At 47.8% G+C, this 16395-nt stretch carries 15 protein-coding genes, 8 tRNA genes and 1 rRNA gene; 3 read left to right on the forward strand and 21 right to left on the reverse strand.

What is annotated here, in order from left to right; translation table 11 throughout:
- Positions 1-42: 42 nt before the first annotated feature.
- The 5 genes from hisH to GJB61_RS27350 all read right to left on the reverse strand — a co-directional run bounded on the left by hisH (position 43) and on the right by GJB61_RS27350 (position 4535).
- Positions 43-666: an imidazole glycerol phosphate synthase subunit HisH gene (gene hisH, locus GJB61_RS27330; RefSeq protein WP_154122197.1), complete on the reverse strand. Its 624-nt coding sequence runs from the start codon at positions 664-666 to the stop codon at positions 43-45.
- 1 nt (position 667) lies between these two features.
- A complete protein-coding gene (hisB, locus tag GJB61_RS27335) occupies positions 668-1282 on the reverse strand; it encodes an imidazoleglycerol-phosphate dehydratase HisB (protein WP_420819777.1) in 615 nt (204 codons plus the stop codon).
- On the reverse strand, positions 1263-2573 hold the full coding sequence (hisD, locus tag GJB61_RS27340) for a histidinol dehydrogenase (RefSeq protein WP_338116155.1): 1311 nt from the start codon (positions 2571-2573) through the stop codon (positions 1263-1265). Before hisD ends, hisB begins: the two co-directional genes overlap by 20 nt.
- Before the next feature lie 24 nt (positions 2574-2597).
- Positions 2598-3254, reverse strand: coding sequence for an ATP phosphoribosyltransferase (gene hisG / locus GJB61_RS27345; protein ID WP_154122200.1), 657 nt, complete (start codon positions 3252-3254; stop codon positions 2598-2600).
- A gap of 63 nt (positions 3255-3317) precedes the next feature.
- Positions 3318-4535 carry an ATP phosphoribosyltransferase regulatory subunit gene (locus GJB61_RS27350; protein ID WP_154122201.1) on the reverse strand — a complete coding sequence of 406 codons (1218 nt, stop codon included), beginning with the start codon at positions 4533-4535 and terminating at the stop codon, positions 3318-3320.
- A gap of 307 nt (positions 4536-4842) precedes the next feature.
- Between GJB61_RS27350 and gnd the strand changes: the two genes are divergently transcribed.
- From gnd to gntK, 3 genes are all read left to right on the forward strand, one after another.
- Positions 4843-5742: a phosphogluconate dehydrogenase (NAD(+)-dependent, decarboxylating) gene (gene gnd / locus GJB61_RS27355; RefSeq protein WP_154122202.1), complete on the forward strand. Its 900-nt coding sequence runs from the start codon at positions 4843-4845 to the stop codon at positions 5740-5742.
- 142 nt (positions 5743-5884) lie between these two features.
- A complete protein-coding gene (locus GJB61_RS27360; RefSeq protein WP_154122225.1) occupies positions 5885-6556 on the forward strand; it encodes a GntR family transcriptional regulator in 672 nt (223 codons plus the stop codon).
- 101 nt (positions 6557-6657) lie between these two features.
- Positions 6658-8202, forward strand: coding sequence for a gluconokinase (gene gntK, locus GJB61_RS27365; RefSeq protein ID WP_154122203.1), 1545 nt, complete (start codon positions 6658-6660; stop codon positions 8200-8202).
- A gap of 85 nt (positions 8203-8287) precedes the next feature.
- Here gntK and GJB61_RS27370 read toward each other — a convergent pair whose 3' ends face one another.
- The 16 genes from GJB61_RS27370 to GJB61_RS27445 form a co-directional block, all read right to left on the reverse strand.
- On the reverse strand, positions 8288-9445 hold the full coding sequence (locus GJB61_RS27370; RefSeq protein ID WP_154122204.1) for an acyltransferase: 1158 nt from the start codon (positions 9443-9445) through the stop codon (positions 8288-8290).
- An 84-nt stretch (positions 9446-9529) separates the two neighbouring features.
- Positions 9530-10039, reverse strand: coding sequence for an acyltransferase (locus tag GJB61_RS27375; protein ID WP_338116156.1), 510 nt, complete (start codon positions 10037-10039; stop codon positions 9530-9532).
- A complete protein-coding gene (gene ppaX / locus GJB61_RS27380) occupies positions 10036-10689 on the reverse strand; it encodes a pyrophosphatase PpaX (protein WP_154122205.1) in 654 nt (217 codons plus the stop codon). Before ppaX ends, GJB61_RS27375 begins: the two co-directional genes overlap by 4 nt.
- A gap of 6 nt (positions 10690-10695) precedes the next feature.
- The gene (gene lgt / locus GJB61_RS27385) at positions 10696-11727 is read right to left on the reverse strand and encodes a prolipoprotein diacylglyceryl transferase (RefSeq protein WP_154122206.1); all 1032 of its coding nucleotides are present in this window, start codon (positions 11725-11727) and stop codon (positions 10696-10698) included.
- 13 nt (positions 11728-11740) lie between these two features.
- Positions 11741-12679 carry an HPr(Ser) kinase/phosphatase gene (hprK, locus tag GJB61_RS27390; protein WP_154122207.1) on the reverse strand — a complete coding sequence of 313 codons (939 nt, stop codon included), beginning with the start codon at positions 12677-12679 and terminating at the stop codon, positions 11741-11743.
- Positions 12680-12890: 211 nt separating this feature from the next.
- Entirely contained in the window at positions 12891-14012 is a 1122-nt protein-coding gene (locus GJB61_RS27395) for an ABC transporter ATP-binding protein (RefSeq protein WP_154122208.1), read from the reverse strand.
- Positions 14013-14124: 112 nt separating this feature from the next.
- The gene (locus GJB61_RS27400) at positions 14125-15219 is read right to left on the reverse strand and encodes a PucR family transcriptional regulator (protein ID WP_154122209.1); all 1095 of its coding nucleotides are present in this window, start codon (positions 15217-15219) and stop codon (positions 14125-14127) included.
- Positions 15220-15413: 194 nt separating this feature from the next.
- A tRNA-Lys gene (locus GJB61_RS27405) sits at positions 15414-15486 on the reverse strand.
- Positions 15487-15493: 7 nt separating this feature from the next.
- Positions 15494-15579, reverse strand: a tRNA-Tyr gene (locus GJB61_RS27410).
- Positions 15580-15590: 11 nt separating this feature from the next.
- A tRNA-Phe gene (locus GJB61_RS27415) sits at positions 15591-15663 on the reverse strand.
- 61 nt (positions 15664-15724) lie between these two features.
- Positions 15725-15802 (reverse strand) — tRNA-Asp (locus tag GJB61_RS27420).
- Positions 15803-15816: 14 nt separating this feature from the next.
- Positions 15817-15892, reverse strand: a tRNA-Thr gene (locus GJB61_RS27425).
- A 31-nt stretch (positions 15893-15923) separates the two neighbouring features.
- Positions 15924-15999: transfer RNA gene (locus GJB61_RS27430), tRNA-Val, on the reverse strand.
- Positions 16000-16008: 9 nt separating this feature from the next.
- Positions 16009-16085, reverse strand: a tRNA-Met gene (locus tag GJB61_RS27435).
- A 26-nt stretch (positions 16086-16111) separates the two neighbouring features.
- A tRNA-Ser gene (locus tag GJB61_RS27440) sits at positions 16112-16203 on the reverse strand.
- Positions 16204-16286: 83 nt separating this feature from the next.
- Positions 16287-16395, reverse strand: a 23S ribosomal RNA gene (locus tag GJB61_RS27445); the annotation flags it as partial.

Genomic DNA, 16395 nt, shown 5'->3' on the forward strand with positions numbered 1-16395 from the left:
GTGGCGCTCCCCGCTTTCGTTACTACATATTTATAACGCGGCTTACGCCGATTCTCTCTTAAGTTTCAAAAAATTACTTAGCAGCTGCATGCCCAGCTCCCCACTTTTCTCGGGATGGAACTGCATGCCGAACACGTTGCCTTGTCCAACTATTGCTGTTACCGGGTGTCCATACTCCGTGACAGCTAGGAGATCGCTCTCCCGCTCTACGAGCACGTGATAGGAGTGAACAAAATATACATGCCCCTCTACAAGCCCTTTCAGCAGTGGACTGTCCGGCTGCTGAAAGATCAGCTTGTTCCAGCCCATATGCGGCACCTTATAGCCGTCTCTAGGTGCAAAGCGCACCACCGAACCTGGCAGCATGTCCAGTCCCGTATGTGTACCATACTCTTCACCGCTGCTGAACAGCAGCTGCATCCCCAGACAAATACCGAGTACTGGCTGTCCCGTGGCAGCGGCCTGCCGAACGACTACGTCCAAGCCGCTCGCTCGCAACTGCTCCATCGCATCGCCGAATGCACCCACACCCGGCAGAATGACGCTATCGGCAGCTAGTATACGCTCAGCATCACCCGTCACCAGACTTTCATAGCCGAGGCGCTCCACCGCCTTGCTGACACTATGCAGATTGCCCATGCCATAATCGACGATTGCGACGCTCATGCTACAGCACTCCCTTCGTAGAAGGCACACCCTTTACCCGAGGATCAATCAGTGTCGCTTCGTCCAGCGCACGTCCAAGCGCTTTAAAGATCGCTTCAATCATATGATGTGTGTTGGAGCCGTAATGTACGATAACATGCAGTGTAATCCGTGCTTCCAGCGCGAATTTCCACAGAAATTCATGCACAAGCTCTGTAGAGAAACTGCCCACCTGCTGTGAAGGATACGTAGCCCGATATTCAAAATGAGGTCGGTTGCTGATATCAATGATCACCTGTGCTAACGCTTCATCCATGGGAACAAATACACTTGCATAGCGCTTAATTCCTTTTTTATCACCCAGTGATTCACGCAGCGCATGCCCTAGACAAATGCCGATATCCTCAACCGTGTGATGATCATCAATCTCGATGTCGCCGCGTGCCTGTAGGTTCAAATCGAACTGACCGTGCTTCGTGAACAGGTCCAGCATATGATTCAGGAAAGGAATATCCGTCTCCAACTCTGAAACTCCAGTTCCGTCTACAGAGAGAGTAAGCTTGATATCGGTCTCATTCGTTTTGCGGTTCACTCTGGCCTGGCGTATAAATTCTTCATTATTGTTCTCCATTACCATCTCCACCTTTCTCTTCGTTCTCCAGCCTAATCTCTATGGCCCGTGCGTGGCCTTCCAGACCCTCGCGGCGTGCCAGCTCTATAATGGTCTTCCCATCACGCAATAGTGCTTCCTTGCTGTAATAGATCAGACTTGATTTCTTAATAAAATCATCCACGTCCACCGGTGAGGAGAAGCGCGCTGTACCATTAGTCGGTATAATGTGGTTCGGTCCGGCAAAATAATCACCAACTGGCTCCGAGCTGTAGGCTCCAAGGAATATCGCTCCGGCATTCTCAATGCTGCCTACAAGGCTCATCGGGTCTAGGGTAACAATCTCAAGATGTTCTGGCGCCAACCTGTTTACTACGCTGATGCCTTCCTCCATAGATTCCACGACGATGATTGCCCCGTAATTCTCTACGGAAGCGCGGGCGATGGCCTGACGCGGCAATAGCTGAAGCTGCAGCTCTACCTCAGCCGCTACAGCGTCCGCCAGACTCTGCGAAGGTGTGACAAGAATAGCGGAAGCCATCTCGTCATGCTCGGCCTGGGAGAGCAAGTCAGCCGCAACATAGGATGGAATTGCCGTGTCATCGGCCAGCACAACAATCTCGCTGGGTCCGGCAATGCTGTCGATATCGACGACTCCATAGACCTCGCGTTTAGCTAGCGCGACGTATATGTTGCCTGGTCCGCATATTTTATCAACAGGTGCTATGCTCTCTGTCCCAAAGGCCAGAGCCGCGATCGCCTGTGCTCCGCCAACGCGGTACATTTCGTTCACGCCTGCTTCCGCTGCGGCAACGAGAATGTAAGGGTCAATCCCTTCCGTACCGCCAGTTGATGGCGGTGTCACCATAACAATCTCCGGTACACCGGCGATCTGGGCCGGAATCACATTCATTAACACAGAGGAGGGATACGCCGCCTTACCACCGGGAACGTATACGCCAACCCGCTTCAAGGGTCGAATGATCTGTCCCAGAATCGTGCCATCCGGCTGCATATCCATCCAGGAATTGCGTTTCTGTCTGGCATGGAAAGCACGGATATTGGCTGCCGCCGCACGGATAGCCAATACGAAAGACTCCTCTACCTTGCTATATGCGGCCTGGAGCTCTTCTGGAGTGACCCTTAGCTGTCCCGGCTCCAGCAGAGCACCATCGAAACGCTCAGTGTAGCGGAGAAGCGCCGTGTCCCCTTCTTTTTTGATAGCGGCCACAATTTCCTTCACGGCCTTGTTCTGCTCTGGCGTTCCGTACTCCACTTCCCGCTGCAGTTTAAATTCTTTGCTTGATTGGACCTTCACCGCTGGTTCCTCCTTAAACATGCCTTAACGATTACTTCCACCTATCGACAAACCCGGTTCTACGATAACCGCCTGCAGGCGGTCACATAGCAGTTGTATTTCTTTGTTCTTCATTCGGTAGCTCACGCGATTCGCCACAAGCCGGCTCGTAATCTCGAATATGCTCTTCATTTCCACCAATCCGTTATCCCGCAGCGTTTGTCCGGTTTCGACCATATCCACGATACGATCAGCCAGACCGATAAGCGGAGCAAGCTCAATCGAGCCATTCAGTTTAATAACCTCAACCTGCTGCCCCTGCTCCCGAAAGTACCGGGAGGCCACGTTCGGATATTTTGTCGCTACGCGCTGTTGGATGCCTGGCTGCCAATTGGGCAGACCAATAATGGACATTCGGCAACGTGCGATGCCGAGATCGAGCAGCTCATACACGTCACGATCCTCCTCCAGCAAGACATCCTTACCGACAATCCCAATATCGGCCACGCCATACTCTACATATGTAGGTACATCCACCGGCTTCGCCAGTATAAACTCCATTCCCGCTTCAGGCAGTGAAATCACCAGCTTGCGTGAGGCTTCGCCGTCTGGGGGAATCGGAAGACCTGCCAGCCGAAACAGCTCGGCAGCTTTATTGTAAATCCGGCCTTTAGGCATGGCCACCTTCAATATCTGCGCCATTTTAAGTACCCTCCATTTTCAGTGCGAAATTTCGCTTTAACCTCTATTATTCTTCTATGGTTATCAGCCGTGCTCACTTACAAAAGACACGAACGTGTAAATTTCTCCATAACGCTCACCCTCTGCTTCAATCGTATCCGTAGTAAGGCGCTTCACCATCTTAAGATCCTCTGGTCCTGTTGCCAGTCTGGTGATGACTGAATGTCCCTCCAACCGCAAGCGCATGGCTTCCTGCAGCCCTTCTTTGCGCCGGGGAATATCATATTGGATTAGTATAGGAAGCTCTTCCGCTTCGATCGCTCCAGTCACTCCGTCAAGAATACGGTTTGTCTTCAGAGAGAATCCTGTAGAAGGAATAGGTCGCCCGAACTGCTGCAGTAGATTATCGTATCGTCCGCCGCTGCATACGGGAAAACCAAGCTCTGAGGCATAGCCCTCAAAGGTCATACCTGTGTAATATGAAAAGTCCCCAATCATGGTCAGATCGATCATTACATGTTGGGATACTCCGTAGGACACCAATACTTCCCATACCTTACAAAGATGCTCGATAGAGACGCGGGCTAATGGATGATCGCTTAGTTCGAGCGCCTGTCCACAAATTTCTTTCCCCCCCCGTAGCCGCAGCAACCCATTCAGTTCATTCTTTTGGGCATCCGACAGGTTCAAGCGGCGGATGCTCTCTCGGAAGGAGACATAGTCACGACTCAAAAGATGACTCTTTAGATCCTCTTGCGCCTCCGGCAAGCCGGGAAGTGCTTCTTGGAATAGTCCGTTCAGGAAGCCCACATGCCCCATCGCGATTTTAAAAGATTTCACACCCGCTGCCTGCAGCGAAGAAATAGCTAGCGCAACCACTTCAGCATCCGCCTCAGGCGAGTCGTCGCCCACCAGCTCAACACCGGTCTGGAAGAACTCCGCTTCCCGACCCGCTTCTGCCTCAATCGCACGGAAGACGTTAGCGTGGTAGGACAACCGTAGCGGAAGCGGCTCATCCTTCAATAATGAAGAGACGACCCGTGCAACCGGTGCAGTCATTTCCGAGCGAAGCACCAACGCCTGCCCGCGATTGTTGAGTAATTTATACAACTTCTGATCTGATGTAGAACTAGCCACACCGACCGTATCGTAGTATTCCAGTGTAGGGGTCATAATTTGCCGGTAGCCCCAGCGGCTCATACAGTGAAGTACATCGTTCTCAATCTTGCGCAGCTTCGCTACCGCATGCGGCAGATAGTCACGCACGCCAGTCGGCTTTTCGAATCCCTTCGGTTTGGACATCTTCTTCTAGTCACCTCATCGAATAATATCGGATTTATATGTTCATACTATCATTTTACTTTACTATGGTAAAGTGGTAGCAAATTAAAGCGTTTGAAACATCGTACCATGGACCGTTCTTTTTCGTCAATTGATCTCACTATATCAGAATATCATTGATTCCCACATTTATTAAATATATCTGATCTTCTTACCACTTTCCTAATTAGTCTTTGCAAATTTAAGCGAGCAGGAGTAAGATGAATATAAAGTTGTATACAAGTATACAACAATGGAATACGAGATTATTTGAGGAGTGAAAAGCGAAATGAAACTGGGTATGATTGGTCTTGGAAAAATGGGTTATAATCTGGTATTGAACTTGCTTGGACACGGGCATGAAATAATGGTGAGCGATATTAATCCGGAACGAGGCGCGGAGCTCGCTAAACATGGAGCGATTCCAGTCGCTACTATAGAAGAGTTGGTTGCTGGGCTACAGCGCCCCAGAATCGTATGGATCATGGTTCCAGCCGGACCTGTAGTAGAAGGGGTTATCGACACTCTTGCTAGTCTGCTGGATGAAGGCGACATTATTATTGAAGGCGGGAATTCTCATTACAAAGAGTCCATCGCTCGTGGAGAACGGCTCGGCGCACTGGGGATTCACTTCTTTGATGCGGGTACGTCCGGTGGAACCGAAGGAGCAGAACATGGTGCCTGCTTCATGATCGGCGGGAATCGCGAGATTTTTACGGAAATTGAGCCCCTCTTTCGTGATCTGGCAGTGGATCAGGGTTATCTGTACGCTGGAAACAACGGTAGTGGTCATTTCCTGAAGATGATTCATAACGGTATTGAATACGGGATGATGCAATCGATAGCTGAGGGCTTTGAGCTTCTAGAGAAGAGCAGCTTTGATTTCAATTACGAGGACGTAGCCCGCGTATGGTCGAGCGGCTCTGTGATCCGCGGATGGCTAATGGAACTCACACAGAATGCTTTTTCCAAAGATCCGAAGCTATCCGGTATAAAGGGTGTCATGCAGAGCTCCGGCGAAGGAAAATGGACCGTAGAGACTGCCCTTGAGTTAGAAGCCAGTACACCGATTATCGCCCTCTCCCTGCTGATGAGGTACCGTTCAATGGAGGAAAATACTTTTCATGGAAAAGTTGTAGCAGCGCTCCGCAATGAATTTGGCGGTCACGCCATTGTACCAGAGAACTAATCTACTCCAAGGTTCATGAGGGTACAGCCAGGTCGAAGACTCTTTATACCGATGGAACCGCAAAGACATTGTATGCTAAAATCGATGAAGAACAATATTTATAGTATACAAACCAATCGCGTTTTAGAGGAGTCGTGTTATGATGCAATACCCTACCGCCTGGCTGCAAGGAGCCTCTCTTGGGGAATCAATCGCCTGCGAACTCAGGCTGCAAATTATAAATGAAAAGATTAAACCCGGGGAGATCCTCTCCGAGAATCGTATTGCCGCAGAATTCGGTACTAGCCGCTCCCCTGTTCGGGAAGCACTAAAATCGTTATCTATAGAGGGATTGATCCGCCTCGAGCGCATGGGGGCCGTTGTCATCGGGTTGAACTTGAAGGATGTTGAGGAACTCTATGACGTACGGTATCTTATCGAAAGCTTCGCCCAGCAGAAACTTGTGGAAGGGAACCATGCGTCACTGATTTCACGACTTGAGCAGAGTATCGACAAAATGAAGCTTGCTATTAAGTATAATAACTTCGTTGATTTTGCTTATCAGGATTTTTCTTTTCATGAAGCCATCATCACCGAAGCTAATCACACCCGGATATTACATTTGTGGAACAGCATTCGTCATATTGTGATGACGGTGATTCTAATTACAACTGAAAAAGGATTTGAAAGTGGCGAGGAACGGATGAATTGGGTCGCGGAGAAACATCGAACGATTATCGAGGGACTCCATTCTGGGAATGTGGAAACCATCCGCAAGGTCGTTCAGGAGTATTTCGCTGATTCCGGAGAAACACTCATTCGCAGCTTGCCTTAAGGGGCAGGCGTATCGTTTGTATTCAAAATTAGGTGTCGGAACGGGACGACTGAATAATTAGTTCGACCGTTTCCGCTACATTGCGAAGGAAGGCTGACGGCATGAGTATACACTATATGATTGGTGTTGATATTGGTACAACAAGTACAAAGGCAGTCCTGTTTCAGGAGAATGGAAGCATTATGGCTCAAGCCGATGAAGGTTACCCGCTTCATAAGCCTTCACCGTCTATAGCCGAGCAGGACCCTGAGCAAATTCTGCATGCGGTCATTGGCACGATCTCAAGAGTGGTACAGCAAAGCGGAATTACGCCAGCGAATATTATGTTTGTCTCCTTCAGCTCCGCCATGCACAGTGTTATCGCTATAGATCATGCCGGTAAGCCCCTTACCCAGTGTATTACATGGGCAGATAACCGTAGTGCTGAATGTGCTCGGCACTTGAAGAACGAGTTGAACGGACATGAACTTTATATGCGTACCGGAACACCGATCCATCCGATGTCTCCTATTACCAAGCTAATGTGGCTCCGGCAGGACCACCCGGACCTTTTCCATAAAACCGCTAAATTTATTTCCATAAAAGAATATGTTTTTGCCAAACTGTTCGGCGAATACGTTGTGGACCACTCTATTGCATCTTCTACAGGAATGCTGAATCTAGAGAAATTAGATTGGGATACAGAGGCTTTGGAGATTGCCGGTATTACTAGCGACCAGCTCTCCAGACTCGTTCCGACTACTTATATCATGCAGGGCTTGTTGCCTGGAATGGGAGAACAGCTTGCATTGCTTCCTGCCACCAAATTTGTAATAGGAGCAAGCGATGGCGTTCTCTCCAACCTCGGGGTTGGAGCGATTGAACCGGGCGTCATTGCCGCTACAATCGGCACCAGCGGTGCCATCCGCACCGTTGTAGACCGTCCGATGGTAGATCCAAAAGGGCGCATTTTTTGTTATGCATTAACAGAGAAGCATTGGGTTATCGGAGGTCCGGTCAATAATGGGGGAATATTATTTCGTTGGGTACGCGATGAATTCGCAGCGTCTGAGGTGGAGACAGCGAAGCGGCTCGGTATTGATCCTTATGATGTGCTGACTCGGATCGCTGAACAGGTATCCCCAGGAAGTGACGGACTGCTATTCCATCCTTACCTGACGGGTGAACGTGCGCCACTGTGGAACCCCGATGCACGGGGCTCCTTCTTCGGACTCACAATGAGTCACCGCAAGGAGCATATGATACGCTCTGTGCTGGAGGGCGTTATTTTCAATATGTATACGGTCTTACTGGCAATGGAAGAAATTATCGGGCGGCCAACCAAAATACTGGCAACAGGTGGCTTTGCCCGCTCCTCCCTGTGGCGGCAAATGATGGCTGACATCTTTAATCAGGAGGTTGTGGTCCCGGAGAGCTTCGAAAGCTCCTGCCTCGGTGCAGTCGTACTCGGACTTTACGCTACAGACCGTACAGAGTCCTTCGACATCGTGTTTGATATGATTGGCTCTACCCATCAACATCGCCCCATAGAGGCTCATGCCAACGTGTACCAACAGCTGCTGCCCATCTACATTTCCGTTTACCGCAGTCTAGAGAGTCAATATCAGGCCATCGCTGAATTTCAACGGGAGCAAGCCGGAGAATAAAGTTCTTCCAAAAATTCAAAAACGCCGACCATCCCCAGCCTGGGGATGGTCGGCGTTTTTGAATTTTCTGTTCATCTGAAACTTGCTACCCTGTGTGTTTGACTTCTGATTTAGGCTTCTGTGGTGCAGAGCCGAAGATAATCCAGGCAGGCTTTACATATCGGAAGGCTATGGCAACTACGAGCCAAGAGCCCAACAGGGCGACCAGCCAGCCACCGACAATCGCCGCAGTATAAGCGAAAGAACCACCGTGAAACGGCAATCTTCTATAGAAATACAACAGTGCAGGATGCAGCAGATAAATACCAAACGAACAGGCACCAATCGAGACTAACAGTCTCGTCAGCAGACTACGGCCTGCACCATATAATAAAAAGGAAATTTGCATCAGCACGATACAGGAGAGCAGCGCATGAATATTCGAGAAAGCTTCATACCAAAGACTATTAATGACCGTCTTCTTCGTATAATTGTTAAACCACAGCTCCACATGAATCACTCCTGCAGCAATCCACAACAACCACAGCGCAATCCATACAGAAGCTTTACCGGAGCGCCAGCCTTCACGTGTTGGGATAAGCCATTTCTTTAGAGAAGAGTAATACACTGCCACCGCCGCACCAAGCAGAAAATACGAGAAATAGGTGATCGCCAAGCTCCCCTTAGACAGCTGCCAATAGCCATGGGTAACCATATATTTATTCAGCAACACAAACCCCCACTGCAGCAGCAGTCCGATCAAAGGCGCCCAGGCGGCAAGACGGCGGACCTTTTGTAGACACCACAGCATCAAGGGAAACAGAACATAAAATTGAATGATGATGATGACATAATACAGATGCGTGTATGCTGTTCCCGTCCATAAATACTTACCAAGCTTGGCAGCAAGTTCTGCTGGAGGTAAACCCCAGGTATGACCTGCCGTCATCTTCATTACGAAATAAAACAATGAGAACATTACATATGGCACAATAATATAAATTAGCCTTCGGCTATAGAACTTCCCCAGTGTCTTTCCACCAAGTGGGCGGTCAATGTAATTATAGAACAGGACGAACCCGCTTAAGAACACAAATGAAGGTACCGCAAACTGGCTGAACTTATTAACGAACAAGAACGGGTGAAACATTGAGGTATCGAGCGTCTCTGCTAACGTGCGTGAGGTAGCATGAATAGCCAACACTGCAAAGATAGCGATAGCCCGATAAATATCAAGCTGTGGAATTCTTTCTTTTTGTCCCATCTTCTCTCCTCCTATCAACGCCAAAAACCCTGCAGAGACTTGCGCTAACGCACGCAATATTTAACTGCAGAGCAGAGATTTTATTCACAACTCTTCCGTTCCATCCTCCGCTGAAGAGGGCCGTAGCACGCGCAGCGGATTCCCACCCACAAAGGAGCCGGCTGCCACATCCTTATGCACTACAGAACCTGCAGCGACAACCGCCCAATCTCCAATGGTAACCCCAGGAAGAATGGTGGTATTAGCACCGATCAGCACATTTTCCCCGATTATCACTTCACCGAGGCGATATTCCTTAATTAGATACTCATGTGCCAGAATTGTCGTATTATAGCCAATAATCGAATTCTCACCAACCGTTATCTTTTCCGGAAAAAAAACATCTACCATCGCCATTAACCCAAATGCCGTATGCTTTCCGACCTTCATGCCGAGGATTCGGCGGTAAATCCAGTTTTTGAGCGGAAGGATCGGACAATAGCGGGCAATCTGGATAAAAATAAAATTGCGTACACCTTTCCACGGACTAACCGTGCGATAAATGTACCACAGCGAGTTATGCCCTTCTACTGGATAGCGGGTTACGTTTCTCACGATTCATTCGTCCCTTGCTCCACGATACCGTATATATCCCTCATGTCATGAATAATATAGTCCGGTTCATACTTGCGCAGCATTTCTTCTCCTTTGAGCGACCACGAAACCGCCGCCACGCGAACACCAGCCGCCTTGGCCGACTGTATATCCACTACACTATCGCCAATCATCAGTGTTTTGCGGGGATCAACACCAAGGTTGCGAACTGCAGTCAATACAGGCTCAGGATGAGGCTTAGGCTCGGTAACATCCGTAACCGTCACAATCGTATCCATATACTTAAGCAGATCGAACATTTCCAGCGCTTTGATTGTTGTCGGGCGGATTTTGGTAGTTACAATTCCCATCTTTATTCCACGCCGTGAAAGCTCCTCCAACGTCTCATTCACATACGGGAAGGAGCGGATAAGCTCATCATGATGCTCATTATTATAAGAACGGTACGATTTCTCCAGAATGCTTACATCCTCAAGACCAGAGAATACTCTCATCTGCTGCTGAAGCGTAGTCCCCATATGTGGAATCATCTGCTCCCGACTGAGGGGCGTTAGGGCATTCTGCTTCAGGGCATACATGAATGAACTAATGATCAGCTCGTTCGTATCGACAATCGTTCCATCCAGATCAAAAAGAACGCATTCTATCATCAGGGTTTATTGCTCCTTTTTATCCTCAGCCACAGGTTGTGCCTGCTCAGGTTGTCCATCTTGCGTTGCCTTCTTCGGCGTATTCACTGCACTTTCCGGAACTACAGTATCTGCAGCAATCGGCTTACTGCACACGATAGGATCAGAATAATGTGCTTTAGTCGGACCTGTCGTCCGGCGGATAATGATATATACAATTGCAGCAATGATGATTAGTAGAGCCAGCAGCTGTGAAATACGTATATTTCCGTAAGCTGGATCCAGATAACCTTGCTTAAAGCCAAACCAGGTCATAGGCGTCCATAACTTATTCATGAGCGTTGCCAGACCACTGCTTCCGTTAAAGCCCAAGCTGTCCGTACGCAAGGCTTCAATAAAGAACCGTCCAATAGAGTACCAGATGAAATAAGAAAGGAATATTTCACCGGCACGCACAAATTTTTGACGACGCAGCACTAACAGTAGAGCGATACCCAGTAAGCTCCACAGAGATTCATACAGGAACGTCGGGTGATGAAAGGCATCCCCTATGTACATTTGATTAACAATGAAGTCAGGCAGATGCAGCTTATTACGTAGAAAAGATTCCTCGACAACCCCGCCGTATGCTTCCTGGTTAACAAAATTACCCCAGCGTCCAATCATTTGCCCAGCCAACAGCCCTGGTGCACAAATATCAATAATCCGCCAGAACGGATATCCTTTATATCGGTAAAATATAATTGCGCAAATAACGGCCCCAATCAACGCCCCATAAATGGCAATACCACCATTCCAGATCTTAAAGACATCCATTAAGTTATTCTTATATTGATCCCATGAAAAAGCAACATAGTATATGCGTGCGCTTATAATTGACGAAGGCACACCTATCAACAGCATGTCCATGAAAAATTCCTGCGGAATGCCAAACCTTTTACCTTCATAGATGGCCAGAAATAAACCCACTAGTGCGCCTAAACCTAATATCAAGCCATACCAGTGAACTGGCAGTGATCCAATGGAGAATACAATTGGATCTATTGCTAATGGAAACATATATCTCACGCTCCTAATCCAGATCATCCATGTCTTCAGAAATGGTAGCTGTAAGTTTATTGGTGAATTGCAGAGCTGCATTAAAGCCCATTTGCTTCAAGCGATAATTCATGGCTGCCACTTCTATAATAACTGCAAGGTTACGTCCTGGACGAACCGGAATCGTTACAAGTGGGATATCCGTATCAATAATCTTCGTTGTTTCCTCATCCAGCCCGAGGCGGTCATACTGCTTGTCCTGCTGCCACGCTTCCAGTCTGACGACAAGCGTAATACGCTTATGATTACGGATGGCTCCCGCACCAAAGAGCGTCATCACATTAATGATACCTACACCGCGGATTTCCAAAAGATGACGAATTAGCTCTGGAGCAGTACCATGCAGCTGACTATCAGAAGTTTGACGAATTTCCACCGCATCATCGGCGATCAACCGATGACCTCGTTTAACAAGCTCTAATGCTGTCTCGCTCTTACCAATTCCGCTGCTGCCGGTAATTAGCATACCCACGCCATACACATCGCATAGTACTCCATGAATGGTTGCTGAGGGAGCCAATTTGCCTTCTAGAAAGCTTGTTAACTTACTGGAGAAAATAGTTGTAGCCATCGAACTGCGCAGCACTGGCAAGCTTTTCTCATTACTGATATCTATTAGCTCCTGCGGCACTTCCAAACTACGTGTAATGACGATACAAGGTGTATTATCATTACAGATCCCCAGAATACGACTCTTCCGCTCTGCTTCAGGCAGCATAGAAAAAAACGCCAACTCTGTCTTGCCCAACAGTTGCACACGTTCTTCCGGATAATATTCAAAGTAACCGGCCATTTCCAGTCCGGGGCGATTCAGGTCGTCAACCGTAATGGGCCTTTTCAGTCCTTCTTGTCCGGAGATAACCTCTAATTGAAAATGTTGTACCAATTCTGATACTTTTACTTTCTTAGCCATGTATATTCGCCCTTTCGTCACCTGCGGTTTGTTGCCCGCTTCCCCAAGTCCGGTTAGCAGTCATTTCCATTCCAGCCGGAGGTAATTCTCCTGCTATCTTAATTGATAACGCTTATGAATGCAATCTTAATACCCATCCATTTCGAGTCGTAATAGACAAAAAAGCCACCCTTTCGGGCGGCTTTCTCAAAGGAGAGAAGACACGTATATCTTATCCCAGCAAAATGTTAAGTTCGGACTCTTTATCAAAGAGGTGAATTTTGTTCATGTCAATTGCCAGCTTTGGCTTGCTGCCTTCACGAGTAGTGGAACGTCCATCTACACGGGCAATTACAGTAGTATTGCCAAGTCCGCTCAAGTAAAGGAGCATTTCATGGCCCAGGTTTTCAGTAACATCAACCAATGAAGTGAAGATTGTATTCGGTGAAGCTTCCAGGAATACTGGTTCTTCATGAATATCTTCAGGACGAACGCCCATGATCACTTCTTTGCCGATGTAACCTTTAGAGCGCAACATTGTAGCTTTGCCGCCTGGTACTTCAACATCAAGATTTTGAGCAACGAAACGAACAGCACCACTCACGTCAGACAAAGTACCACTGATAAAGTTCATAGTCGGGGATCCGATGAATCCAGCCACGAACAAATTAGTTGGTTCATTGTACAGTTCTTCTGGAGAAGCCGCTTGTTGAATAATACCATCATACATAACTACGATGCGATCACCCATTGTCATTGCTTCTGTTTGGTCATGTGTTACATAGATACAAGTAGTTTCAAGGCGCTTAACCAGTTTAGTGATTTCAGCACGCATTTGACCACGAAGTTTAGCATCCAAGTTGGACAAAGGCTCATCCATCAAGAAGACTTGTGGATCACGAACGATTGCACGTCCCAAAGCGACACGTTGGCGTTGACCACCGGAAAGTGCTTTTGGTTTACGTTCAAGCAAATGCTCGATATCGAGAATCTTAGCCGCATCGCGCACTTTTTTGTCGATCTCATCTTTCTTGACTTTACGCAGTTTCAAACCGAAGGCCATGTTCTGATACACGCTCATATGCGGGTACAAGGCATAGGATTGGAATACCATCGCGATATCGCGGTCTTTAGGAGCAACGTCATTGACAACACGGTCGCCAATGTACATTTTACCTTCAGTAATTTCTTCCAAACCAGCGATCATACGCAATGTTGTGGATTTACCACAACCGGAAGGTCCAACCAAAACTAGAAATTCCTTATCTTTAATATCAAGATTGATATCGATTACTGTTGCTTTATCAGAACCCGGGTATTTTTTGAAAATATGCTCTAAACGTACGCCTGCCATTGTATTTCCCCCTCGAGTCAATTAATTAATTTTTTTAAAACCAATTCATTTCTTATACGTTTATCTTACCCCACTAGTGCCTAACTGGCTATTTGTAACGTTCACAAAAAACCTATTTCCTTTTCGTCACTTTATACAATAGCATGGTCAGCTTAACAATGGCAGCGTCTCCAAAGCTACGTACATCCGCTCCTGTTTCTTGCTTTATCTTGTCTAAACGGTACAACAGCGTATTGCGGTGTATATACAATTTTTTAGCCGTCTCACTAACATTGCAGTCCATCTGAAAAAAAGTCTCCAAGGTCAGCAGCATCTCTCTATCCGCAAGCACAGAGGTATAATCTCCAATCTGACTGAGCAGCTGCTTACGGCGAGCATCAGGGATGCTGTTTACCAGACGCTCCAAATGGAGTTCCCACGGCAAATGAATGTAGTCACCAACTTGGAAAATGCGGCCCAATATTATGGTTTCTCTTAGCAGCGCCACCGAGCCAGTCAATCCTTTAACCGGTACTATAGGTGGTGCAACCGCCAAATGGAACACACCCACCCATTCACTGGCAATCAGCTCATGCAGACCCATACAAGTCTGTGACAGCAGATCGTCCTCGCTCTCTTCCTCATCATCCTTATCTTCACCGTCAGTGAGTAGCTCCTTACGAGCCAATATTAGCCACTCCTTCTCCTGCAGAGGGATCAGCAGAATATCATTCTCAAAATAACTACGCAACAACTTCATTAGCGACCGGTAGGTGATCTGGGGGCTATGTAAATTCTCACTAATCAGCAGAAACGGAACCATGTCCCCAAACAACCGTCCTTTTAAAGCCACATCATCAGGAATTTCTGCATCGTCCTTCTCCTGCTCCAACTGTGAATTTAACCAACTGCTAAGCTGCCGAGCCTCCACTTCCCCTTCTTCTCTAAGTCCTGTCGCTTTGAGAGCAACTGAGAAATTTCTTGCTGCATAGTTCACTAACTGCACTTCCAGAGGTGTAAGTCCCTCCATTTCCACCCATACTGCCGTCGTACGCCCCTCATCCTCATACAGAGGAACCCAAAGAGATCCCTCGTGAATGATGGGCTGATCCTGTCCTTCTGACCCTATACCAAAAAGGGAAGCTGATTGCTGCCTCCCTAACTGCTTGATTCCGGCTTTTTTTCCGGTGAGTTGCTCCAACTTTTGTCGCAATGTCTCGCTATCCATCGTCACCCTACTCCACCACTTTTGCTCTTTTCGACTATTTTATCATATTTCCCGATAATTTGCGGACTTGCCGTAAAACCACGAATGATTCTCCAACATTCTTACGCTTTGCTCATCATAGAATATTCCAGAGGTTACCTTTGCAAAACACAAAAAAGCCACCACCCTAAGGTGATGACTTTTTGCGTTAGTGATGAGCCATGAAGGATTCGAACCTTCGACACCCTGATTAAAAGTCAGGTGCTCTACCAACTGAGCTAATGGCTCATAAAACTGGTGGAGGATGATGGATTCGAACCACCGAACACTTACGTGAGCAGATTTACAGTCTGATGCGTTTGGCCGCTTCGCTAATCCTCCAAGAAAAAAGGTGGCTCGGAACGGAATCGAACCGCTGACACGAGGATTTTCAGTCCTCTGCTCTACCGACTGAGCTACCGAGCCATAAAATTACATGAAAATAAAGCGGAAATTTCATACCGTTCCACTTCATTTGTGGAAAAAATGGCGGAACCGACGGGATTCGAACCCGCGATCTCCTGCGTGACAGGCAGGCATGTTAGGCCAACTACACCACGGTTCCGCATTGGTAATAAATGGTGCCGGCGAGAGGACTTGAACCCCCAACCTACTGATTACAAGTCAGTTGCTCTACCAGTTGAGCTACACCGGCACGGTGTCAAAAGTATTCCAAACAATAAAGATGGTGGAGGCTGAGGGGTTCGAACCCCCGACCCTCTGCTTGTAAGGCAGATGCTCTCCCAGCTGAGCTAAGCCTCCGGGTATGTATGGTAGCGGCGAAGGGGATCGAACCCCCGACCTCACGGGTATGAACCGTACGCTCTAGCCAGCTGAGCTACACCGCCACACTTATATATTTATGGAATTGAAATGGCGGAGAGAGAGGGATTCGAACCCTCGCACCGCTTTCGCAATCTAACCCCTTAGCAGAGGGTCCCCTTATAGCCACTTGGGTATCTCTCCATACAAGTTCCATAAATAAAATACACAGGAATTTGACTCCCTGAAAACTGAATCCGAATCGAATTTGCGTTTCTTGCTTGTTTGTGGATAAGCCCTCGACCGATTAGTATTGGTCAGCTCCATGCATTGCTGCACTTCCACCTCCAACCTATCTACCTCGTCGTCTTCAAGGGGTCTTACTAATTGGGAAAT

The sequence above is a fragment of the Paenibacillus monticola genome, from assembly GCF_009664975.1.
GTDB lineage: Bacteria > Bacillota > Bacilli > Paenibacillales > Paenibacillaceae > Paenibacillus_AQ > Paenibacillus_AQ monticola.